Annotated in this window: 23 protein-coding genes and 1 pseudogene; 16 read left to right on the top strand and 8 right to left on the bottom strand. The window is 44.3% G+C overall.

Going from position 1 to position 20,789, the window contains the following annotated elements; all coding sequences use genetic code 11:
* Nucleotides 1-3: 3 nt before the first annotated feature.
* The gene (locus tag KFE98_12310; GenBank protein UTW60808.1) at nt 4-1,047 is read left to right on the top strand and encodes a CoA transferase; all 1,044 of its coding nucleotides are present in this window, start codon (nt 4-6) and stop codon (nt 1,045-1,047) included.
* A 27-nt stretch (nt 1,048-1,074) separates the two neighbouring features.
* Here KFE98_12310 and KFE98_12305 read toward each other — a convergent pair whose 3' ends face one another.
* Nucleotides 1,075-1,626 carry a hypothetical protein gene (locus tag KFE98_12305; GenBank protein ID UTW60807.1) on the bottom strand — a complete coding sequence of 184 codons (552 nt, stop codon included), beginning with the start codon at nt 1,624-1,626 and terminating at the stop codon, nt 1,075-1,077.
* 135 nt (nt 1,627-1,761) lie between these two features.
* On the opposite strand from KFE98_12305, the gene KFE98_12300 reads away from it, so the two are divergent.
* From KFE98_12300 to KFE98_12285, 4 genes are all read left to right on the top strand, one after another.
* Nucleotides 1,762-2,523: a hypothetical protein gene (locus tag KFE98_12300; GenBank protein UTW60806.1), complete on the top strand. Its 762-nt coding sequence runs from the start codon at nt 1,762-1,764 to the stop codon at nt 2,521-2,523.
* 35 nt (nt 2,524-2,558) lie between these two features.
* Nucleotides 2,559-3,239, top strand: a complete 681-nt coding sequence (gene trmD / locus KFE98_12295) for a tRNA (guanosine(37)-N1)-methyltransferase TrmD (GenBank protein UTW60805.1) — start codon at nt 2,559-2,561, stop codon at nt 3,237-3,239.
* Between the two features lie 80 nt (nt 3,240-3,319).
* Nucleotides 3,320-3,670, top strand: coding sequence for a 50S ribosomal protein L19 (gene rplS, locus KFE98_12290; protein UTW60804.1), 351 nt, complete (start codon nt 3,320-3,322; stop codon nt 3,668-3,670).
* 101 nt (nt 3,671-3,771) lie between these two features.
* Nucleotides 3,772-4,290: a flavodoxin gene (locus KFE98_12285; GenBank protein ID UTW60803.1), complete on the top strand. Its 519-nt coding sequence runs from the start codon at nt 3,772-3,774 to the stop codon at nt 4,288-4,290.
* Here the strand turns inward: KFE98_12285 and KFE98_12280 are convergent.
* Nucleotides 4,287-5,018 (bottom strand): rhomboid family intramembrane serine protease, encoded by a 732-nt coding sequence (locus KFE98_12280; GenBank protein UTW60802.1) that lies wholly within the window; start codon nt 5,016-5,018, stop codon nt 4,287-4,289. The two genes, KFE98_12285 and KFE98_12280, sit on opposite strands and share 4 nt — an antisense overlap.
* A gap of 96 nt (nt 5,019-5,114) precedes the next feature.
* On the opposite strand from KFE98_12280, the gene KFE98_12275 reads away from it, so the two are divergent.
* Nucleotides 5,115-6,473 (top strand): peptidoglycan synthetase, encoded by a 1,359-nt coding sequence (locus tag KFE98_12275; GenBank protein ID UTW60801.1) that lies wholly within the window; start codon nt 5,115-5,117, stop codon nt 6,471-6,473.
* 114 nt (nt 6,474-6,587) lie between these two features.
* On the opposite strand, the gene KFE98_12270 is transcribed toward KFE98_12275, so the two are convergent.
* Together KFE98_12270 and rho are read right to left on the bottom strand one after the other, a co-directional pair.
* A complete protein-coding gene (locus tag KFE98_12270; protein ID UTW60800.1) occupies nt 6,588-7,079 on the bottom strand; it encodes a DUF4199 domain-containing protein in 492 nt (163 codons plus the stop codon).
* Between the two features lie 26 nt (nt 7,080-7,105).
* Nucleotides 7,106-8,956: a transcription termination factor Rho gene (rho, locus tag KFE98_12265; protein UTW60799.1), complete on the bottom strand. Its 1,851-nt coding sequence runs from the start codon at nt 8,954-8,956 to the stop codon at nt 7,106-7,108.
* A 206-nt stretch (nt 8,957-9,162) separates the two neighbouring features.
* On the opposite strand from rho, the gene KFE98_12260 reads away from it, so the two are divergent.
* Nucleotides 9,163-10,038, top strand: a complete 876-nt coding sequence (locus KFE98_12260; protein UTW60798.1) for an SDR family oxidoreductase — start codon at nt 9,163-9,165, stop codon at nt 10,036-10,038.
* Here the strand turns inward: KFE98_12260 and KFE98_12255 are convergent.
* On the bottom strand, nt 10,023-10,442 hold the full coding sequence (locus tag KFE98_12255) for a 3-dehydroquinate dehydratase (protein ID UTW60797.1): 420 nt from the start codon (nt 10,440-10,442) through the stop codon (nt 10,023-10,025). The two genes, KFE98_12260 and KFE98_12255, sit on opposite strands and share 16 nt — an antisense overlap.
* Before the next feature lie 59 nt (nt 10,443-10,501).
* Here KFE98_12255 and KFE98_12250 point away from each other — a divergent pair, with 59 nt between their 5' ends.
* The 5 genes from KFE98_12250 (at nt 10,502) to KFE98_12230 (ending at nt 14,117) form a co-directional block, all read left to right on the top strand.
* The gene (locus KFE98_12250) at nt 10,502-10,753 is read left to right on the top strand and encodes a site-specific integrase (GenBank protein UTW60796.1); all 252 of its coding nucleotides are present in this window, start codon (nt 10,502-10,504) and stop codon (nt 10,751-10,753) included.
* A gap of 131 nt (nt 10,754-10,884) precedes the next feature.
* On the top strand, nt 10,885-11,430 hold the full coding sequence (locus KFE98_12245; GenBank protein UTW64699.1) for a tyrosine-type recombinase/integrase: 546 nt from the start codon (nt 10,885-10,887) through the stop codon (nt 11,428-11,430).
* Complete coding sequence (locus tag KFE98_12240; GenBank protein ID UTW60795.1) at nt 11,427-11,927, top strand: rhodanese-like domain-containing protein; 501 nt, start codon at nt 11,427-11,429, stop codon at nt 11,925-11,927. The genes KFE98_12245 and KFE98_12240 overlap by 4 nt, the downstream gene beginning before the upstream one ends.
* Nucleotides 11,928-12,003: 76 nt before the next feature.
* Nucleotides 12,004-13,314 carry a tRNA (N(6)-L-threonylcarbamoyladenosine(37)-C(2))-methylthiotransferase MtaB gene (gene mtaB, locus KFE98_12235; GenBank protein UTW60794.1) on the top strand — a complete coding sequence of 437 codons (1,311 nt, stop codon included), beginning with the start codon at nt 12,004-12,006 and terminating at the stop codon, nt 13,312-13,314.
* Nucleotides 13,315-13,316: 2 nt separating this feature from the next.
* A complete protein-coding gene (locus KFE98_12230) occupies nt 13,317-14,117 on the top strand; it encodes an inositol monophosphatase (protein UTW60793.1) in 801 nt (266 codons plus the stop codon).
* A 47-nt stretch (nt 14,118-14,164) separates the two neighbouring features.
* Here KFE98_12230 and KFE98_12225 read toward each other — a convergent pair whose 3' ends face one another.
* From KFE98_12225 to KFE98_12215, 3 genes and pseudogenes are all read right to left on the bottom strand, one after another.
* Complete coding sequence (locus KFE98_12225; GenBank protein ID UTW60792.1) at nt 14,165-14,764, bottom strand: hypothetical protein; 600 nt, start codon at nt 14,762-14,764, stop codon at nt 14,165-14,167.
* Nucleotides 14,761-15,534, bottom strand: a complete 774-nt coding sequence (locus KFE98_12220) for an outer membrane beta-barrel protein (GenBank protein UTW60791.1) — start codon at nt 15,532-15,534, stop codon at nt 14,761-14,763. The genes KFE98_12225 and KFE98_12220 overlap by 4 nt, the downstream gene beginning before the upstream one ends.
* 48 nt (nt 15,535-15,582) lie before the next feature.
* Nucleotides 15,583-16,232 (bottom strand): annotated as a pseudogene (locus KFE98_12215) (protein-L-isoaspartate(D-aspartate) O-methyltransferase).
* A 187-nt stretch (nt 16,233-16,419) separates the two neighbouring features.
* Here KFE98_12215 and KFE98_12210 point away from each other — a divergent pair.
* The 4 genes from KFE98_12210 to KFE98_12195 all read left to right on the top strand — a co-directional run bounded on the left by KFE98_12210 (nt 16,420) and on the right by KFE98_12195 (nt 20,772).
* The gene (locus KFE98_12210) at nt 16,420-17,409 is read left to right on the top strand and encodes a Gfo/Idh/MocA family oxidoreductase (protein UTW60790.1); all 990 of its coding nucleotides are present in this window, start codon (nt 16,420-16,422) and stop codon (nt 17,407-17,409) included.
* An 86-nt stretch (nt 17,410-17,495) separates the two neighbouring features.
* Nucleotides 17,496-18,383, top strand: a complete 888-nt coding sequence (locus KFE98_12205) for a hypothetical protein (GenBank protein ID UTW60789.1) — start codon at nt 17,496-17,498, stop codon at nt 18,381-18,383.
* 4 nt (nt 18,384-18,387) lie between these two features.
* Nucleotides 18,388-19,791 (top strand): sugar transferase, encoded by a 1,404-nt coding sequence (locus tag KFE98_12200; protein UTW64698.1) that lies wholly within the window; start codon nt 18,388-18,390, stop codon nt 19,789-19,791.
* A gap of 90 nt (nt 19,792-19,881) precedes the next feature.
* Nucleotides 19,882-20,772 (top strand): 3-hydroxybutyryl-CoA dehydrogenase, encoded by an 891-nt coding sequence (locus KFE98_12195; GenBank protein UTW60788.1) that lies wholly within the window; start codon nt 19,882-19,884, stop codon nt 20,770-20,772.
* Nucleotides 20,773-20,789 lie beyond the last annotated feature (17 nt).

The raw sequence follows: 20,789 nt of genomic DNA, 5'->3' as shown, positions 1-20,789 counted from the left end.
ACCATGCTAAAAGATTTGAAAATAGTAGAACTGGCCAGTGTACTTGCCGGTCCTGCTGTAGGTATGTTCTTTGCCGAAATGGGCTGCACCGTGACCAAAGTGGAAAGCCGCAAGGCCGGAGACATCACTCGTCGGTGGAAGTTGCCTACTGAATCCAGCGAGGCGCCTATATCGGCGTATTATTCCTCGGTAAATTGGAACAAAGAGGTTTTGCGTCTGGACTACCTCAACGCTGAGGACTTCGAAACTCTTCGATCCTACCTTCAGGAAGCCGATGTGGTCATTACCAATTTCAAACATGGGGATGGAGAAAAATTTGGGCTCACCTATGCCCATCTTATTGAGATCAACCCCAAATTGATTGTTGGAGAAATTAATGGATTTGGTCCTGATTCGCCCCGAGCAGCCTTTGATGTAGTGCTGCAGGCAGAAACCGGATTTATATCCATGAGCGGACATCCCGATGGAGATCCTGTAAAAATGCCGGTGGCTCTTATAGATGTCTTAGCCGCCCATCAATTGAAGGAAGGGTTGTTGGTAGCCCTGCTTAATCAAAAACGCCCTCAACGGGTAACGGTATCTCTTTATGAAGCAGCACTGGCCTCTTTGGTCAATCAAGCCACCAACTTCTTGATGGAAGAGCATGTTCCTCAACCAATGGGTACACTCCATCCGAATATTGCTCCTTATGGAGACTTGTTCTATTCTTCTGATAATTTGCCCTTGGTTTTAGCCGTGGGAAACAACAAGCAATTTGAATCACTCCTTAAAGTTCTGTCGATCGAGCCCCTTCCCTCTTTGGCTAGCAACGAACTCCGGGTTAAAAACAGAGCCGAGTTGCAAGCAGTCCTTCAAGAAAAAATTGGAACCTGGAAGCGGGAAGACTTTTTCAAATCCTGCCTAAAACATTCCATCCCCATGGGAAGAGTGTTGAACCTAAAAGAAGTATTTGAACAACCCGAAGCCCAAAGCCTGGTTCTTGAAGAAAATCGAGAAGGGGTAAAAACCAGAAGGGTGAAAACGACGGTTTTTAATTCTGAATTCTGAATTCGAATCCCATCGCTATCGGATTCATCATTTTCTTTTCAGGTACTTTCTAATTAAAGAAGCAACCCGCCTAGCCTCCTCTGCGGGAAGTTGCCTTCCAAGAATCACCTTTTGCCCCATGTATTCGAAGCCAACCGTTTCGCCACCTACCGTCCAAAAGGAGCGAAAATACACCGCTGAAAAAGATTTCTCGTTCTGATTGATCACCCCTAAATCATGGATATTCTCCAGAAAGTACCGCTTTACCTTGCCATAACCTCTAACATCATTTTTGATTTCGAGGTGGCCATCTGAAATTCGAATCCTTTCGACGCCAAATTTTTTCCAGAACCAGGCGCGTCCCCAGGTATATTCGAAATATCCCCAAAAAACCAGGTAACCCAAAAAGAAAATTCGCTGCTCTCCAGTCATGTCGACCATGAACATATAACTAATGATATAGATTCCTATAAGAGTCCACATAAGGACCCATGCAAAGAGCACTGACTCCTGCCAAACCTTACCTTTTCCGGAAATTAAAACTTCCAGAAACTGCCTTTCTCTTACTACCGAAATTCGTTCTCCAATGGTTTCTTTCATATCTATGGCAAGCAATTTGGTAACAAAATAAGAACAACGGACGGGAAGAATAGATGAAAAAGTTCCGTTTATATATTGTCGAAATCAATATTTTTGACCTTTGGCAAAAAAATAGCCCGTCATAAAAGTCGTTATATGAGACAACTTTTCTTGCTCCTTTTCTCCTTATTCGTAACAGTAGTTTCACTGAATGCTCAAGTAATTGGTGGAAAACAGGATAAACTGTTTGACATGTATTTGCTTGAAAAATACGAAGCCTGCTACGCCAGGGCCCTTAAGATGACCGAAACGGAAAAATATCGCAGCGATCCAGAACCTTACCTATACGCTTCTATGTGTATCGTAAAGTTTAAGGAAGTTGATCCGGAGGCCTTCGACTACTACGGTGGATTAAAAATGGCTCTCAAGTTTGGTGAGAAGGCCATGAAGTATCACGCCAAGTGTGAGAAAAAGAACATCGCTACCTATGCGTTGGAAGACAACATCGAATTTTACAACGAACTCGTGACCATTGGCCTGGAAGAGGCACTTTACCACATCAATGAAGATAAGTTTAGTAAAGGTGCTTCCTGGTTGAAGAAGGTGGCTAAAGTTCGTAAAGATGATGAGAACATCCAATTGGCTTTGGGAGCCAGCATGCTGCTTTCCAAAAATGCCGAAGGTCAAAAAATCATTGATGTGGTTGTTCCTCAAATTAAGGAGAAATACAAATCAGGTGATGCCGTTCCAGATGATATTACCCGTGATGCCCTAATCACCGGATTCATCATTTACGCTCGTTACTTAAACGAAAGTGGCCGGTCTTCAGAAGCCCAGGATTTTATCACCATGGGTAAAGAGATTTTTCCTGATAATCTGAAGATCACTCGTTCATACGACGAGCTGGTTGGAAGCTGATCCATCCCTTAGTCTTTCCTGACTAACTTTGCGCCATGCACATTGATATTATATCAGTGGTACCCGACTTGTTGACTGGGCCACTTGGACAATCTATTGTTCAACGCGCTCAGGCCAAAAATCTGGTTACTATTCAAGTTCACGATTTACGGGAATTTGGAAAGGGAAACTACCAACAGGTCGATGATTACCAATTTGGCGGAGGAGCTGGTATGGTTCTCATGCCCGAGCCCTTGGGTGAACTTATCGATAAGTTACAGGCGGAACGGGACTACGACGAGGTTATTTTTCTCACCCCCGATGGAGAGCTATACGAACAAGCACGGGCCAATAGCCTGAGCATTCGGGAAAATCTCCTTCTTATTTGTGGGCATTACAAGGGAATCGACGAACGGATTCGTGAAAAATATGTGACCCTGGAAATTTCTATTGGCAGCTATGTACTTACTGGAGGTGAATTGGCGGCCGCTGTCTTGGTAGACAGTGTGGTTCGTTTGCTACCCGGGGTATTGGGTGATGAAACCTCTGCGCTCACGGATTCCTTTCAGGATGAATTGCTCTCTCCCCCAGTCTATACCCGCCCTCGCGAATGGAAAGGAATGCAGGTTCCTGAAATTCTGACTTCCGGTAATTTGAAGGCCATCGACAATTGGAGAATGGAACAGGCTCTGGAGCGAACCCGTCAACGCCGTCCGGATCTGTTGGATGAAAAATAAATTCTATTCTTTGATTGACTACCAATTAAAGAAAAATCCTTAAGTTTGCACGCTTATTTTTCGAAGGTAAATAAAGAACCATGGATCAAATTATTAGAGAGGTTGAGGAAATGGCTGCGGTAGGCAAACAATTGCCTGAATTCAAAGCCGGAGATACCATCACTGTGGATTACAAAATCCGTGAGGGTAATAAAGAAAGGGTTCAGCAGTTTCGTGGTGTTGTGATCCAGCGCAGAGGCGGTGGTTCTACCGAGACATTCACTGTACGCAAAGTTTCCAGTGGAATGGGAGTGGAAAGAATTTTTCCAGTATCCTCTCCATTCATTGAGAGCATTACAGTAAACAAAGTAGGTGTTGTACGTCGCGCACGTATCTTCTACCTAAGAGACCGTAAAGGAAAATCTGCACGGATTAAAGAGAAAAGAATTTAAGCCTGAACAACACGGGCTTGTCAACCGTATTACTCAAGAAAACCTACTGAGCTTTGTCGAAGTAGGTTTTTTTATGCCCTATTGGGAACAACAAGAATGCTATGAGTAAAATTGGATTGTTTTTTGGATCAGATACAGGATGTACCGAGGCGGTGGCCAGAATGATCCGCGAACGGCTGGGTGGAACTGAACAGGTGGATCTCTTTGATGTTTATGACATTGAAGGTCCGGAGATTTTGGAGTATGATCAACTCATCTTTGGACTATCTACCTGGCACGATGGTCAGTTGCAAAGCGCTTGGGATGATTTTTACAACCGTTTTGCGGAATTGGATCTCCAAGGAAAAACCATTGCTCTTTTTGGCTTGGGCGATCAGTTTGGCTACAGCACCTATTTCTGTGATGGCATTGGCATCATTGGAAAAATGGCAGAGAAAAATGGAGCAAAAATCATTGGGCAGTGGCCTACGGAAGGCTACGAACATGATGCTTCAAAAGCTCAAATTGACGATGATACCTTTATCGGACTTTGCCTGGATGAAGACAACCAGGATGACCTTACCGAGGAGCGCGTCGATCAATGGTCGGAGCAAATTAAATCGGAGTTCGGAAGGAACTAATCTTCTTCTTTTTTCTTGAAAAAGTACCGGATAACTGGAATTTGAGGCGGTGCCGGATTGGGTTTATCTTCCCAATATTTTTCCCCATAGCGAGACTCGTAATGCTCAATTTCGAGGTCTTCATCGATCACTTCCCAAGAGTATTTACGTTTACGCACTACCTGAAACTTGCGGTAGAAAATAGCAATTCCCAATCCAGAAATTCCACCAAACAAGTGTCCTTCCCAGGATATCCCGGGTTTAAAAGGGAAAATACCCCAGATCAAACTTCCATACAGAAACACAACCAACAGGGATATAGCCATCAGTCGATAGGACTTTCGAAACATTCCGCTGAAGAAAAGGAATGAGGCTAAGGCATAAACCAAACCACTGGCCCCGATATGGAATGAAGGCCGGGCAAATAGCCAAACCATGATTCCTGTGGACACGATTCCAAAAAAGTAAATTCGATAAAAAATAGGTCGGTAGAAATAATAGACCAGCCCGCCTAAAACAATCAACGGTGCCGAGTTGCTCATTAAGTGATTGAGCGATCCATGTACAAATGGCATGGTAAAAATCCCCAACAATCCCGCAAAACTTCTGGGATAAACACCCAGGTTGGCCATTTCAAACGGGACGAGCATATCAAAGGCAAAAGCAACCCACAACAGGGCCACAAAAAAGAAGGGAAAGGCGAAAAGCGAAAAGCCGTTATTCCCGTATATAACTTCTTCTTTAATCATTTCAATCAAAGGTAACAGAACCCTGTTTAAAATTCCGGTCACCCAAGTAACCAAACCGGGCTTTTCCATGTTATGTTAGCATAAATTTTGATTTTCATGCGCATTCATTTCATTGCGATCGGCGGAAGCGCCATGCACAACCTGGCACTTGCCCTTCACGAATTGGGTCATCACGTTACCGGATCGGACGACGAAATCTTTGAACCCTCAAGAGGTCGGTTGGAAAAAGTGGGCCTTCTTCCCCAGGAATACGGCTGGTTTCCGGAAAAAATATCAAATGATTTGGATGCCATAATCCTGGGAATGCACGCCCGGCCAGACAATCCTGAATTGCTCAAAGCACAGGAACTCGGTCTAAGCATTCACTCCTATCCGGAGTACTTGTACAAGGAATCGCTGGACAAAACAAGGATCGTAATTGGCGGCTCGCACGGAAAAACCTCAATTACGTCCATGATCCTTCACGTGTTGGAAGAACAAGGAATGGATACCGATTATATGGTAGGTGCTCAATTAAAGGGATTTGAGCGGATGGTTAAAATTACCCGTGAAGCACCCTACATGCTGTTGGAAGGAGACGAATACTTATCCTCGCCGATCGATAGACGTCCGAAGTTTCACTGGTACAAACCTCAGGTCGCTTTGCTCAGTGGAATTGCCTGGGACCACATCAACGTATTTCCCACTTTTGAGAACTACGTTGAGCAATTTTCCATTTTCGCCGAATCGGTGGATCCGGATGGGTCTTTGATCTATTACCAAGGCGATCCTGAATTGAAGAAGATTGCAGAATCTGGTAAGGGCCCAAAGAATTACATTCCTTACGACACTCCATCTCACGTGATTCGTAACAATGTAACTTACCTAATTCACAATGAACAAGAATATCCTCTGCAAGTATTTGGAGAACATAACCTTCAAAATTTGAGAGGAGCCTGGTTGGTATTGGGACAAATGGGGTTGGATGATGAAACCATTCTAAAATCCTTCGGCACATTTGAAGGCGCAGCTAAGCGTTTGGAAAAAGTGCTGGAGAACGAAACTTCCGTGGTATTTAAAGACTTTGCCCACTCCCCTTCTAAGTTAAAAGCGACCACATCGGCCGTTAAAAAACAATTTGAGCAAAGAGAACTGATCGCCTGTATGGAGCTGCATACATTTAGCTCGCTCAACCAGGAGTTTTTAGCGCAATACGAAGGAGCTATGAACACCGCCGATCAAGCTTTCGTATACTACAGCCCCAAAACTTTGGAGCACAAAAAACTCCCTCCCATTTCCCCGGAACAAGTCAAGAAAGCCTTCGCCCGTGAGGACTTACAGGTATACACGGATTCTAAAAAACTGGTTGAACAACTCAAGAGCTTAAACTGGCAGAATCGTAATCTGCTCTTAATGAGTTCAGGGAATTTTGACGGAATTCAATTCGACGAATTAGCCGGAGAATTACTGGGGTAATTCAAGTTTGAATTCTGAATTTTGTTACTCGGATGTGGATGTCCTTAATTGCTTTAGGATTACTGATCCAAAAACCTCAGAATTCAACATTCGAAATTCAGGATTCAACATTCTTCACCCTTTCCAGAGAGCCGGGATGCGCCGAAACAATACGGTGATGGTTAGCGAATAAAGCACAGACATTAGCATAAACATGATCAAGCTAACCGTTCCATCCACTACAGACGAAAAAATGAACTCGGCTGTACTTCTCACCTTCTCAATGTCTTCTGCTGAGTAACCCAGTTGTGTAGCTTCAGCAACCCTGGATTCGATACGGTGAAGAAAGTATTCAGGATTAATCCACTTGTAATAGACGAAGCCAAAGGCAGAAACCAATAGGGTGAAAATGGCTCCGCCTTGCATTCCTGATTTGAAAAGATGACGAAAACCGGCCTCGGGCTGGGAGCGCTTGTAGGAGCGCATTCCCAGATATATGGCCAATAATAAGTATAGAAAATAGAGCTGTGTGGAGAAAAAGGAATCTACTCCCAGAAAAAAGGTTACCATGTGGGTACTCATACCCAAAATGGCAAAACCGACTCCTAATGTGATTCGATTTTCCATAACAAGCTAAGTGAATTTACGGAAAACTATCCGTTCATCGAAATGAGGAATTCCTCATTGGAACGGGTACCTGCCATTCGGTTTTTGATGAACTCCATCGCTTCGATCGGGTTCATATCAGAAAGGTGCTTGCGGAGAATCCATACACGCTGTAGCGTAGCCGGATCATAAAGCAAGTCGTCGCGACGAGTACTTGATGCCACCAAATCAATGGCTGGGTAAACCCGTCGATTCGACAAGTTTCTATCCAATTGAAGCTCCATGTTACCAGTACCTTTAAATTCTTCAAAGATCACCTCATCCATTTTCGAACCGGTCTCGGTAAGAGCGGTAGCAATGATGGTTAGAGATCCGCCGTTTTCGATATTACGGGCAGCTCCGAAGAATCTTTTTGGCTTGTGCAAGGCATGAGCATCCACACCACCGGTAAGTACTTTACCAGATCCTGGAGCTACCGTGTTATAAGCACGGGCCAAACGGGTAATCGAGTCGAGCAGGATAACTACGTCATGACCACATTCAACCATTCTCTTGGATTTTTCCAAAACAATGTTGGCCACTTTTACGTGCTTATCTGCAGGCTCATCAAACGTAGAGGCCACCACTTCCGCATTTACACTCCGCTTCATATCGGTTACCTCTTCAGGACGCTCATCTACGAGCAAAATGATCAGGTAAACTTCGGGGTGATTCGATGCGATGGCGTTAGCCACTTCCTTAAGCAAAGAGGTTTTACCCGTTTTCGGCTGAGCTACAATCAAGCCACGCTGTCCTTTACCAATCGGTGTAAACAGGTCGATAACACGAGTTGGAACGCTTTCTTTGGCGTGTCCGTTCAAGTTCAATTTCTCTTCCGGGTGCAGTGGAGTTAAGTACTCAAACGGCACGCGGTCGCGAATATCCTGAGAGCTTTTTCCATTTACCTTCTCTACCTTGATCAAAGGGAAATACTTTTCTCCTTCTTTCGGTGGGCGAATGGCTCCCAAAATGGTATCACCGGTTTTGAGCCCAAACAACTTGATCTGACTTTGAGATACGTAAACGTCGTCTGGTGACGGGTGATAGTTAAAGTCGCTGGAGCGCAAAAATCCGTAGCCGTCAGACATGATTTCTAAAACACCTTCAGCTAACACCAAATTTCCGAAGTCGTAGATGTCTTCTTTAGGTGTGTTTTGCTGATCGGAGTGACCATGTTGATTGCGGTTCTGATTGCGATTGCCTTGATTCTGGCGATCGTTACGGTTTTGGCGATCGTTGTTTCTTCGTTGGTTATCGTTTCGATTGTCGTTGCGGTTGTCATTCCGGTTATCGTTACGATTATCATTGCGGTTATCGTTGCGATTGTCGTTCCGGTTATCGTTACGATTTTGGGAATTATCGTTTCTGCCTCTGGAATTTCCCTTCTTCTGATCATCACGGGGCTGTTGTCCCTTCTTTTGATCGTCTCTGGATTCCGGATTTTTCCGGTTGTCTTTACGGGGTTCGTTTTCCTTTTTAGGGGCAGGTTCGTTGCTCTTCTTGGCGACAGGTTCGTTGCTCTTTTTCTCTTGATTCTCCTTTGGTTTGGGAGCTTCTGCGGCAGGTTTAGTTTCTTCGGTTTTTACGTCGTCGATTGGTAACTTGGCTTGTTGGCCACCTTTATCCTGGCCTGGAACAACTTTTTGTGCTGATTTGACCCGTGTTCTTTTACGACGCGGCTTATCGCTGTCGTTTTTGGGTGCTGGAGGATTTTCAGAAACCTTTTCGGCTTGAGCATCCAGGATAGTGTAGATAAGATCTTGTTTTTTAAATTTCTCTACACGCTTAATTTCCAGCCCTTTAGCAATTCCTCGCAATTCGTCTAGGAGCTTGCTTTTCAGGTCCTCAATATCGTACATGAAATGATTGAATTATGGTAAAATGTCAAATAGAATTCTCAGAAAAAAAATAACGAAATGAAAAATTTCGGTGGATTTGATCCCAGAAAGTGTAGGGACCTGTTGCAATGATACGAATTTTTTAATCACCCCCTTCATTTCTAATCCGAAAATGGATTTTGGGTGCATAGAAGGTGTATTTTTGGCCGCGAAAACCAAAGATGATTATGCGAGTTTTTATTTCAGGAGCATCAGGATTAGTAGGAGGTAACTGTTATACCTATTTTACCGAAAAAGGATGGGAAGTAGTGGGGTCTCACTTCTCCTACCCCACAGATTACACGGTTCCTTTTGACACCTTAAATCCGGATTCTTCCGAAAACTTTGATCTGGCCACCTGGAAACCTGATTACATCCTCCATTGTGGAGCACTAACCTGGGTAGACTACTGTGAACAGAACCCGGAAGAGAGTTACGAAAAAACGGTGCAATCAACACTGAATCTGATCGAGCTTTCGGAAAGATTAGGGGCTCGTCTTGTTTTCATTTCTACCGATTATGTGTTTGATGGTGAAAACGGTCCCTACAGCGAAGAGGACACCCTGAACCCTTTGAGCGTTTACGGTAAACACAAGTTAGAAGCGGAACAAAAAGCTCTGGAAAATCCCAATAGCCTGGCCATTCGAATCACCAATGTATACGGTAAAGAACTCCGGAATAAGAACTTTGTCATGCGACTGATCGACAACATCAAAAAGGGAGAGCCTATGGAGCTCAATCTTCCAGCCGATCAATACGCTACACCAGCCAATGCAGCTGATATTGCCCGAGCATTGTACCTATTGATTCGGGATGGAAAAAATGGGGTTTACCACATTGGATCTACCGATTACCTGAATCGGGTTCAATTGGCAGAACGAATTCTGCGCTATTACCCTGCTCCACATGTTTCCATTATTCCCAAAACAACACCTGAATTGAACCCACCGGCAGCACGCCCCCTACGAGGTGGCTTGAGAAGTGAAAAGTTTTTGAGTGAATACCCGGACTTCAACTACACCAATGTAGATGACTTTTTGAGGTCCCTTCAGGATTCGAAGTAGCGAATAGCCAAGGCATAGGATTTCCAGCCAAATCCAGAAATTACTCCCACGCAATTGCGAGCCATGAGCGAAACTTCACGCTCCGGATTGTTGCGCCCCAATATATTGGATAGATGAACTTCTACCACAGGAACTGAAATGGCCGCTATAGCATCGGCGATGGCCACCGAAGTATGGGTATATCCTCCCGCATTAAAAACAACTCCATCGACCTGACCATCTGCTTCGTGCAATCGGTTAATCAGCTCACCTTCCACGTTGCTTTGGTAGTAACTCAATTGGCAATTGGGAAAATCGTTCTGAAGTTTCTCGAAAATTCCTTCGGCTGTTTCCGTTCCATAAATATCGGGTTCACGTTTTCCGAGTAAGTTCAAATTGGGTCCGTTTAGAATCAACAATTTCATGGTAGCCACATCTGGAGTTAAGGAAGGCTCGAAGTTAGGCCTTTTCCAGATACCACATTTTGGCTGTACCTTTGCTCGCTGTGGCACCTGACCCCTATATCAAAGGATTTGAGGCATACCTTCAGTTGGAAAAATCACTTTCTGCCAATTCCATAGATGCCTACCTGAGAGATGTAGACAAGCTCTACCAATTTCTGGCCTTCGGTGCTGACAATCCCAGTCCACTTCGCGCCAATCTCAAAGATTTAAGGGCTTTTCTATTGTGGTTGCAAGAATTTGAAATTGCCCCCGCACTCAAGCCCGAATCATAAGCGGAATCAAAGCGTTTTACAGATATCTGTTGCTCGAAAATGTGATTGATACGGATCCCAGCGAACTGTTGGAAAGTCCTCGCATTGGTCGCAAGTTACCGGTTACTCTGGCCAAGGAAGAAATCGACCTTATGGTTGCAGCCATTGACCTGAGTAAACCTGAAGGAACCCGAAACAAAGCCATTATTGAAACCTTGTACAGCTGTGGTCTGCGGGTTAGTGAATTGGTTGAACTTCGACTTTCGAACCTCTTTTTTGAGGATGAATTTGTTCGGGTTATTGGTAAGGGAAACAAGGAACGGCTGGTCCCTATTGGTAGTGTAGCCATGAAGTACATCAAAATTTACATGGAGGCCATTCGCAACCACCTCGACATTGTTCCCGGTGAAGAAGACCTCTTGTTTCTCAATCGACGGGGGAAACGCCTCACCCGGGTTATGATCTTTACCATCGTAAAGGATCTAGCAGCCCGGGCACAAATAAATAAGAATGTAAGTCCTCACAGTTTCCGGCATTCTTTCGCTACGCACCTTGTAGAAGCAGGAGCCGACCTTCGAGCTGTACAGGAAATGTTGGGCCACGAATCCATTACCACTACCGAAATTTACACCCACCTCGACCGCGATTTTTTGAAGAATACCATTATGCAGTTTCACCCTCATGCCTATCAGCGATGAAGAAAGTCTACTCCCTATTTATGCTACTTATCGCCACCATAATGGGACAAGCTCAACGGGTGGAACGTACGGATTACAACTTGCTTCTAAAAGGACTCCTTAGTCATTCTGTACCGGAAATCGGAGTAAGCGAAATTGATAGCGCTCAAAACTGGGTGTACCTGGATGCCCGGGCGAAGAAAGAATTTGAAGTTTCTCATATCGACAGTGCGGCATGGGTCGGCTACGACGAATTTGATCCTTGTCAGGTAGCTCATTTATCACACGACACACCCATCATTGTATATTGTTCTGTGGGCTATCGAAGCGAAAAGGTGGCCGAACAACTTAAAGCCAAGGGCTATACGCAGGTTTACAACCTCTACGGTGGCATCTTTGAATGGAAAAATGCCGGATTTGAGGTGTACAATTCCGCCGGACAGCCAACGGAGAAAGTGCATGCCTATGACAAGGTCTGGGGACTGTGGCTTCGATCGGGCGAAAAGTGCTATGACTGAGGACTTTTACCCTTCTTAACACCTCTATAATTTCCGATCCCTTCTATACCAGGGAACTTACTAATTTTGCAGCTCGATGAATCCGAATAGAAAAGTGGCGTTTTACACCCTGGGGTGTAAGTTGAATTTCTCCGAGACTTCTACCATTGGGCGTAGTTTTAAGGAAAATGGCTTTGGCGTAGTTGATTTTTCAGAATCAGCGGATTGCTATGTTATCAATACCTGTTCTGTGACCGAAAATGCGGATCGAAAATGCCGCAACATTGTTCGAAAAGCCCTTCGTACCAATCCTGGTGCCTTTGTGGTTGTAGTGGGTTGCTATGCTCAGCTTAAGCCTGAAGAGATTGTCCAGATTCCTGGAGTAGACCTTGTATTGGGAGCCAATGAAAAGTTCAATATCCACCAGTATTTGGATTCGATGGACAAAAAAGCGGAAGGTCAGGCCATATTCGGAAAGATTAAGGAAGTTCGAGAATTTATTCCTTCCTACTCCGCCAATGATCGCACCCGAACCTTTCTAAAAGTTCAAGATGGATGCGATTACTTCTGTTCCTTTTGTACCATTCCATTAGCCCGAGGAAGAAGCCGTAGCCAAACGGTAGAAGAAACATTACAGGTAGCTCGTGAAGTAGCCTCTTCAGAAGCCAAAGAAGTGGTACTTACAGGAGTAAACATTGGGGATTTTGGCAAAGGATTGGACGAAAACTTTTTTGACCTGGTCAAAGGATTGGATGAAGTAGAGGGAATCGATCGCTTTCGAATTTCGAGCATTGAACCGAACCTCCTATCCGATGAAATCATAGAATACGTTGCGGGTGCCAAGCGATTTGTACCTCATTTTCATATTCCTCTTCAAAGTGGTGATGATGAATTACTGCAAAAAATGAGGAGAAAGTACCTAACGGATTTGTACACCAATCGAGTGACAGCCATCAAAGAGCGTATGCCTCAGGCTTGCATTGGAGTAGACGTTATTGTTGGATTTCCGGGAGAAACGGATGAGGCCTTTGAACGTACCTACGATTACCTAAAAGATCTTCCGATTTCCTACCTCCATGTTTTCACCTATTCAGAGCGGGCCAATACCACTGCTCCGCGAATGGATCAAACCGTCCCCCAGCAGGTGAGACAGGAACGAAGCAAAAGATTGCGCATTTTGTCTGCCAAAAAGAAAAGACAGTTTTACGAAGAAAATATCGGAGGGGCTTACGATGTGCTTTGGGAAGCCGAAAACGAAGATGGTTTTATGACCGGCTTTACCGAAAACTACCTCAAGGTGAAAAAGCCCTTTGATCAATCCTCTATCAATCAAACTGAGCGGATTGAAATGGTCGGAATTGACGCCAACGGCATTGGCGAAATTGACTGGCCTTTAGAAAACGAATAACTATGAAACTCGAAACTATTCATCAGCAAGTTCTTGAACTAACCCGTTCCACCGGACAATGGATCAAAAACGAACGGGTGAATTTTTCGCAAAGTTCGGTCGAGCTGAAAGGGTTGCACAATTATGTAACCTATGTAGATAAGCAAGCAGAAGAAAAATTGGTTGAAGGGCTAAAAGCCATTCTCCCGGAAGCTGGATTTATCGCTGAAGAAGGCACCGCTTCATATAAAGGTGAGCATTACAACTGGATCATCGATCCTATTGATGGAACCACAAATTTCATCCATGGTATTCCCATTTTTTCCATCAGCATTGCTTTGCAGGAGGATGACAAAACTATTCTTGGAGTAGTCTACGAAATCAATGCCGATGAGATGTTTCATAGTCACAAAGGGATTCCGGCTTACCTCAATGAAACTGAAATTAGGGTCACTCCGCAGACTGATCATCAGCTCAGCTTATTGGCTACCGGCTTTCCCTACCACGATTACGATTTGATTGATCAATACCTGGGTCTGCTCAAGCATTTCATGGAAACTACCAGTGGTTTGCGACGATTAGGTTCTGCTGCGGTGGATCTCGCCTACGTGGCCTGCGGACGTATGGATGGCTTCTTTGAATATGGCCTCAATCCATGGGATGTAGCCGGCGGCGCTTTTTTGGTGCAACAGGCAGGTGGACAGGTATCCGATTGGCAAAATGGAAACGATTACCTATTCGGTGAGCAAATCCTCGCCAGTAATGGACACCTCCAAGCTTATTACCTGGATTCTATCCAGCAATTTTTTCCAGTAGAAAAATAGACGGATTTCGGATCAAGAAATAGACCCGAGCACAACACTTTTACCCGTTAGATTTTCTCAAATTCCATCGTCAGCACGTCCTTGTCGATGCTGGTAGGAGAATTGGTTTCGGTATCGTATTTCCAACGCATACTCTTATCCTTGAGCATGTCCAGGTTAATGGTTCTACCGTGAATGGGATTGGTGTGAACCGTTATCCGAATGTTGGACAATCCATCCAGTTGTTGCTCTTCTCGCTCAGGTTGCAAAAGCAATTGAGATTTGTTTCGCGTGTCTCCTGCTCCACCGGTAAAATTCCAGATTCCTTCTTCAAAGTTTTTGAAGGTCAAAGCTGGAGTTCCGTCCTGAAAGTAGTTTTCCGGGTAAGTAACATTTCGATTAACCGTGTACTTTCCTTGTTTGGTAAATTCCATTTTGTAATCCACCGTATACGTTCCCAAGGTGGTTCCACCGAACGATTTGGTCTCCGTGGTTCCATCAAACATGAAAAGTGTATCATTCAAGGTTCTCTCCATGAAGGTTACCTTCCACTCACCTGAAAGACGAGCTTTACGGGTCTTCAGGGAAATAAAGGGGTCGTTATCTCCCTTTTTACAGGCGCCAAATACAAGGCCTCCGAGAAGAAGAAATACAACTAATTTTTTCATGGCGATGCGGTTTTGGATTTACTCTGCCCAAAATAGTAGGACAAGGTAAAACTCAGATTGTTGCTGTGGTCAAAGCCCCTTTGTACTGTTCGGTCGCTACCTACTTCTCTTACTGAGGTAGGATTTCCGCTCACCGGTGTATTCACAGTAACCCGTTCCCAGTCGCCACCGTCTCTTACGTTGTAGAATCCAATGTTGTATTCAACTCCCAGGGCTACACGCTGAGCAATGAAGTAGTTGAACCCAATAAGGGCGTTAAAGCCAAACATAAACCCTCCGGCTTTTTCGTAAGAAGTTTGTCTCTTGTCTTCCCCTGTTGTATCACTTTGAAGAACTTCGGTTTCGATTTTGGTTTTACCCAACAATCCTAAATTGATTCCCGCTCCAATGTAGGGATCCAATCGTTTCAAACCCTGGAAGTGATATTCGTAGGCCGGAGAGATGAAGAAGTTGAATTTTTTGAAGGTACTATCCGTGGTCACCTTGGCCGAACCCAAGGAATCCACCATGGACGACGTGTTGTTGTAGGAACGCATTCCCAATCCCATGCGGACGAAGTGATTATTTTTTAAACGGTACTTAGCGAGGATCAAATCGTTGCCAATCGGATCCTTTGTTGGGCTAATATTGATGTTGTTCAATAGTCCCGATACGTTGAAGAAAACGCCAAATTGACCTTCCTCTGGTTTGAACACTTTTGCTGAATCTTTCTGGGCCGAAGCGATATTTACGGTAAAGGCCAGCAGAGCAAGCCAAAGTAATTTTTTCATAGTTATCATATTTGGTCGTTCCGGCACTCGAACGAATTAAAGCAGGTCTTATTGTTTGCTTTCTAGCATAGGGACAAAGCTAAAGGTCCCATGCTCTTCCAGTTCGTATGAATCTTCTCCGGTACGAGTAATTTTCTTCATGAATTGTTTGCTCCCTTCTCCAACAGGAATAACCAAAATCCCCCTACCTTGAGTTGGTGGACTAAAGCATCGGGAATGTAAGGCGCACCACAAGTCACAATGGCTTTGTCGAAGGGCGCAAAAGTGGCCTTTCCCTGATAGCCGTCTCCGTAAAACAACTTGGCATTGTATCCCAGCTCAGGGAGCAATTTGCGTGTTTTATCATAGAGGTATCGTTGACGCTCTATACTAAATACCCGGGCACCCATTTCACACAAAACGGCGGTTTGATAACCACTACCCGTTCCGATTTCAAGAACCTTTTCCCCCCTTTTAATCTGAAGTAATTGGGTCTGAATTCCTACCGTAAAAGGCTGAGAAATAGTCTGTCCAGCACCAATTTGAAAGGCGGTATTCTCGTAGGCCTGTTTTTCAAAGGCCGGATCCAGAAAAAAGTGACGGGGAATCGAATTAACGGCTTGTAGTACAGCAGGGTCAGTTACACCCATTCGCTGAATTTCTTCCACCAGTTTTTTACGCATTCCCTGGTGTTTGTAGGTATCCATTCGTGGACTCATAGCCCGGCAAATTTAGCGAAATCCCAAGGGCGGATGCAAATAAATCGAGGTGGGATATGCACAAAAAGGGAGAATTTGTCGTGCTTTTTTATTAACCGGATTTTCTTTAAAATTTAACTGCCCTATAAGTTAGGTGGAAACATTTAATGTTGAATATTGAAGCAGTTTATAAACCAAAGTAAGATACATGCTGAAAATTGGCGTATTGGGAGCAGGACACCTGGGGAAAATTCACCTGAAACTGCTAAAAGGAATTCCAGATTATGAATTGGTTGGTTTTTTTGACCCCAATTTGCGTAACGCCATAGAAGCCTCCGAAAATTTTGGAGTAAAGCGATTCGATTCAATTGATGAGCTTATTGACGCCGTGGATGTGGTAGATGTGGTCACTCCTACCCTATCGCATTACGACTGTGCTGAAAAGAGCATCAAGAAAAGTCGGCATGTGTTTATTGAAAAGCCTTTGACCAACACCCTCGATGAGGCAAAAAAGCTGATTACCCTTTCAGAAGAGGCCAATGTAAAAGTTCAGGTAGGTCACGTTGAGCGATTTAACCCGGCATTTGTTGCGGCGGAAGGCTACATCAATAATCCAATGTTTATCGAAACTCACCGATTGGCTCAGTTTAACCCAAGAGGAACGGATGTACCCGTAATTCTGGATTTGATGATTCACGATATTGATATCGTGCTCAGTATGGTCAACTCCAACATTAAGCACATCAGTGCTTCGGGTGTAGCGGTAATTAGCGATACGCCAGACATCGCCAATGCTCGAATCGAGTTTGACAACGGTTGCGTGGCAAACTTGACTTCCAGCCGAATCTCTTTGAAAAACATGCGTAAATCACGTTTCTCCCAAAAAGACGCCTACGTAAGCGTAGACTTTCTGGACAAGGTGGTGGAAATCGTGAAAATAAAAACCGTGGAAGGCGATCCGGATCCTCTATCAATAACGGTGGACCCAGGAAACGGCAAGCCGCTCAAAGAAATCTATTTCGAAAAGCCCAAGCCGCTGGAAACCAACGCCATTGAAGAAGAACTGAAAAGTTTTGCCAAAAGCATTCACAACAATGTAACTCCTGCGGTGACCATTCACGACGGATTTAAGGCCATGGAAGTGGCCCACCTGATCCTCGATAAATTGCGCCTTACACCCAGTTTGTATCAAGATTAAGGGCCTTCAAAGCCTAACTTCGTAAAGATGTATTGTCTCTAATCAAATTGACAATAATATCTTCGCACACTCGTTACTGGTTGGTTATGCCCATGGTCTTGCGAATTCCCTTCTCCAGCTACGCGCTGGTATTGTTGCTTGTATTCTCCCTTGCCGGATGTAACAAAGAAAACGGCGTGCCCGCTTATGTGGCTGTAAACGACGTTACTGTAGAAACGGACTACCTCAAAGAAGGATCTCCTTCTGACAACATTCACGATGTATGGTTTTACGCTGCTGGAGATGAATTGGGCGTTTATGAACTTCCCGCCGAAGTTCCGGTTCTTAAAGATGGGCAAACCAATTTGGTGATGTTCGCCGGAATCAAGCGGAGTGGTCAAACGGCTACCCGAGTGCCTTACCCATTCTACGATGCCTATTCTCACGATACATTTTTGATTCGGGAAAACACCCTTGTTGAGCGCCCGGTAGTTAAGTACCGTCCCAACGTTGCGTTTCCCTGGCTGGAGCATTTCGAAGATCTAAGCTTTTCTTTCGACTCTGTGGCTGGTTCAGAATTAGGAGTATCCCGAATTAGTGACCCCGATTTGGTTTTAGAAGGCAAGGGATGTGCTGGAGTGATTCTCACTCCTGAAGCCGATTACTTCATCGGAGCTTCTACCGATGCCTTCAAATTACCCCTCTTCGGAAACGATGTTTACCTAGAAATTGACTACCGAACCAACCTTCCCTTCCAAATTCTTGTTAGGTCTTATAACGCAGACCTGGTTTCTTACCTCAGCCCGGTTATGGTCGCTTCTCCGAAAACGGATGATAACGGCACAGTCATTTGGAACAAGTTGTATGTCTATTTGACCCCTGTGGTTAGCGCACAGCAGAATTCGGTCAGTCATAGAGTATACATCGAGACCACGTCTAACGGTGGCAACGGGTATTTGTATTTGGATAACTTAAAAGTCGTTCATTTTGAATAAAAGAATTCAGGTAGTCAAGTATTTACTGGCAGATGCACTCGCTGCGGCGATCACCTGGACTCTATTCTTTGTTTTTCGAAAAGTGTACATCGAGCCTCTGGCTTACGATCCAAGCGTAGAAATGCTTTTTGATTCCCGCTTTTACACGGGCCTTTTTATCATTCCAGCCGGTTGGTTATTCTTCTACTTTGTTACCGGAACCTATCAAGACATTTACCGCAAATCGAGGCTGAAGGAATTGGGCCAAACCTTGATGCAAACGTTCATCGGCGTTATTGTGATCTTTTTCACCTTGCTCCTCGATGATCAAATCAGTAGCTACAAGGCCTATTACCTTTCCTTTTCTTCCCTCTTTTTAGGACATTTCTTTTTCACTTTTCTGTTCCGATTCTTGCTTTCCTCGCAAACCGCTTACAAAATTCACAATCGCTTGTACGGGTTCAATACGCTTTTGCTGGGTAGTAATGAGAACGCATTTTCACTCTACAAAGAGCTGGAGCAACAGAAGAAGTCAAGTGGATTCAAGTTTGTGGGTTACGTGCATATCAATGGAAAAGATGGCTTGATCATGAAGCCCTACCTTCCCCATTTGGGTCATGTAAAAAACATCACTGATATTATTCGCGGGTATGGCGTAGAAGAGGTCATTATCGCGGCTGAAACCTCTGAGCATGGCAAAATCGGAAAGATTCTGAATATGTTAAAGGATAGCGATGTGCATATCAGTGTTATCCCCGATATCTACGACATTCTATCCGGTTCGGTTAAAATGACCTCCATTTTTGGAGCTCCATTGGTTCAGATCAATCAGGAGATAATGCCCGCCTGGCAAAAATCACTCAAGCGATTTTTTGATGTGATCATTTCCATTTTGGCCATGATCCTACTTTCGCCGGTTTACCTCATTACCGGAATTGTTATAAAAATCACCTCACCTGGTCCTGTGTTTTATTCGCACCAACGAATTGGTATTCAGGGTAAGCCTTTTACCATGTACAAATTCAGGTCTATGCGACAGGATGCAGAAAGTAATGGTCCGCAGCTTTCCAGTGAGAATGATCCTCGAATCACACCCTTTGGAAAATTCCTTCGCAAAACAAGGATTGACGAGATTCCTCAGTTCCTCAATGTATTGAAAGGTGACATGAGTATGGTTGGTCCCCGACCCGAACGCACCTTCTTTATCGAGCAAATTGTGGAGCGTGCACCGCACTACATGTACCTGCAACGGATCAAACCTGGAATGACTTCTTGGGGTCAGGTGAAATTCGGCTATGCTGAAAACGTCGATGAAATGATCGACCGTATGAAATACGACATCCTTTACTTGGAAAACATGTCGCTATTCGTGGATTTCAAAATCCTGATCTACACCGTTCTGATTGTCTTTCAGGGCCGCGGAAAATAGTTTCCTTTTTTCTTTCTTTTCTGGGATTACCAAGCTTCAGGCGAGCCACTCTTTTTTATACTTTTGGAGCCCTAAATCAGACACATTACGATGAATAAAATTGCTGTGATTGGCGCCGGTACCATGGGAAATGGGATAGCGCACGTATTTGCTCAAAACGGATTCCAGGTAAACTTGATTGATATTTCTGAAGACTCTTTGCAAAGAGCTTTAGGTACCATTACCAAAAACCTGGATCGCCTGATTAAGAAAGAAAGAATCACAGAAGAAGCTAAGGAAGCTACCTTGGCTAACATCACCACTTTTACTGATATGAAAAGTGGAGTAGCTGATCGCGAATTGGTTGTTGAAGCGGCCACTGAAAACGTAGACCTGAAATTGAAGATCTTCCGCGATTTGGATGCCTTTACTTCAGATGACTGCTACCTGGCTACCAATACCAGTTCTATTTCCATTACCAAAATTGCTGCCGTAACCGGAAAAGCTGATAAAGTGATTGGAATGCACTTTATGAATCCTGTACCTATCATGAAGTTGGTTGAGGTTATCCGCGGATACGCCACTTCAGACAAGGTGACTCAGGATATCATGGAAATGTCAGCCAAATTGGGTAAAACTCCGGTGGAAGTAAATGACTACCCAGGTTTTGTTGCCAATCGTATTCTTATGCCTATGATCAACGAAGCTATTTACACCTTGTATGAGAGTGTAGCTGGCGTTGAAGAGATCGATACGGTAATGAAATTAGGAATGGCTCACCCAATGGGTCCGTTGCAACTGGCTGACTTCATCGGTTTGGATGTTTGTTTGTCTATCCTCAACGTTCTTTACGAAGGCTTTGGCAACCCTAAGTATGCACCATGTCCATTGTTGGTAAACATGGTTACTGCGGGTAAGAAAGGCGTTAAAACGGGTGAAGGATTCTACTCCTGGACACACGGCACCAAAGAATTGGTTGTAGCCGATAGCTTTAAAAAGTAATTTGGATTAAATGGTTT

This window comes from bacterium SCSIO 12741 (assembly GCA_024398055.1).
Lineage (GTDB): Bacteria > Bacteroidota > Bacteroidia > Flavobacteriales_G > Salibacteraceae > SCSIO-12741.
Note: the sequence above shows the minus strand (reverse complement) of the source record. Positions and strands in the feature narration are given on the sequence as shown.

What these genes read in the sequence shown, in the direction of transcription:
- KFE98_12285 (UTW60803.1), top strand. Translation starts at nt 3,772, where the DNA reads ATGAGTAAAATTGGATTGTTTTTTGGATCAGATACAGGATGTACCGAG.
- KFE98_12270 (UTW60800.1), bottom strand. Translation starts at nt 7,079, where the DNA reads ATGGAAAATCGAATCACATTAGGAGTCGGTTTTGCCATTTTGGGTATG.
- KFE98_12230 (UTW60793.1), top strand. Translation starts at nt 13,317, where the DNA reads ATGAAACTCGAAACTATTCATCAGCAAGTTCTTGAACTAACCCGTTCC.
- KFE98_12310 (UTW60808.1), top strand. Translation starts at nt 4, where the DNA reads ATGCTAAAAGATTTGAAAATAGTAGAACTGGCCAGTGTACTTGCCGGT.
- trmD (UTW60805.1), top strand. Translation starts at nt 2,559, where the DNA reads ATGCACATTGATATTATATCAGTGGTACCCGACTTGTTGACTGGGCCA.
- KFE98_12225 (UTW60792.1), bottom strand. Translation starts at nt 14,764, where the DNA reads ATGAAAAAATTAGTTGTATTTCTTCTTCTCGGAGGCCTTGTATTTGGC.
- KFE98_12305 (UTW60807.1), bottom strand. Translation starts at nt 1,626, where the DNA reads ATGAAAGAAACCATTGGAGAACGAATTTCGGTAGTAAGAGAAAGGCAG.
- KFE98_12255 (UTW60797.1), bottom strand. Translation starts at nt 10,442, where the DNA reads ATGAAATTGTTGATTCTAAACGGACCCAATTTGAACTTACTCGGAAAA.
- KFE98_12300 (UTW60806.1), top strand. Translation starts at nt 1,762, where the DNA reads ATGAGACAACTTTTCTTGCTCCTTTTCTCCTTATTCGTAACAGTAGTT.
- KFE98_12260 (UTW60798.1), top strand. Translation starts at nt 9,163, where the DNA reads ATGCGAGTTTTTATTTCAGGAGCATCAGGATTAGTAGGAGGTAACTGT.
- KFE98_12220 (UTW60791.1), bottom strand. Translation starts at nt 15,534, where the DNA reads ATGAAAAAATTACTTTGGCTTGCTCTGCTGGCCTTTACCGTAAATATC.
- KFE98_12195 (UTW60788.1), top strand. Translation starts at nt 19,882, where the DNA reads ATGAATAAAATTGCTGTGATTGGCGCCGGTACCATGGGAAATGGGATA.
- KFE98_12275 (UTW60801.1), top strand. Translation starts at nt 5,115, where the DNA reads ATGCGCATTCATTTCATTGCGATCGGCGGAAGCGCCATGCACAACCTG.
- KFE98_12245 (UTW64699.1), top strand. Translation starts at nt 10,885, where the DNA reads ATGGTTGCAGCCATTGACCTGAGTAAACCTGAAGGAACCCGAAACAAA.
- KFE98_12210 (UTW60790.1), top strand. Translation starts at nt 16,420, where the DNA reads ATGCTGAAAATTGGCGTATTGGGAGCAGGACACCTGGGGAAAATTCAC.
- KFE98_12240 (UTW60795.1), top strand. Translation starts at nt 11,427, where the DNA reads ATGAAGAAAGTCTACTCCCTATTTATGCTACTTATCGCCACCATAATG.
- rho (UTW60799.1), bottom strand. Translation starts at nt 8,956, where the DNA reads ATGTACGATATTGAGGACCTGAAAAGCAAGCTCCTAGACGAATTGCGA.
- rplS (UTW60804.1), top strand. Translation starts at nt 3,320, where the DNA reads ATGGATCAAATTATTAGAGAGGTTGAGGAAATGGCTGCGGTAGGCAAA.
- mtaB (UTW60794.1), top strand. Translation starts at nt 12,004, where the DNA reads ATGAATCCGAATAGAAAAGTGGCGTTTTACACCCTGGGGTGTAAGTTG.
- KFE98_12205 (UTW60789.1), top strand. Translation starts at nt 17,496, where the DNA reads ATGCCCATGGTCTTGCGAATTCCCTTCTCCAGCTACGCGCTGGTATTG.
- KFE98_12280 (UTW60802.1), bottom strand. Translation starts at nt 5,018, where the DNA reads ATGATTAAAGAAGAAGTTATATACGGGAATAACGGCTTTTCGCTTTTC.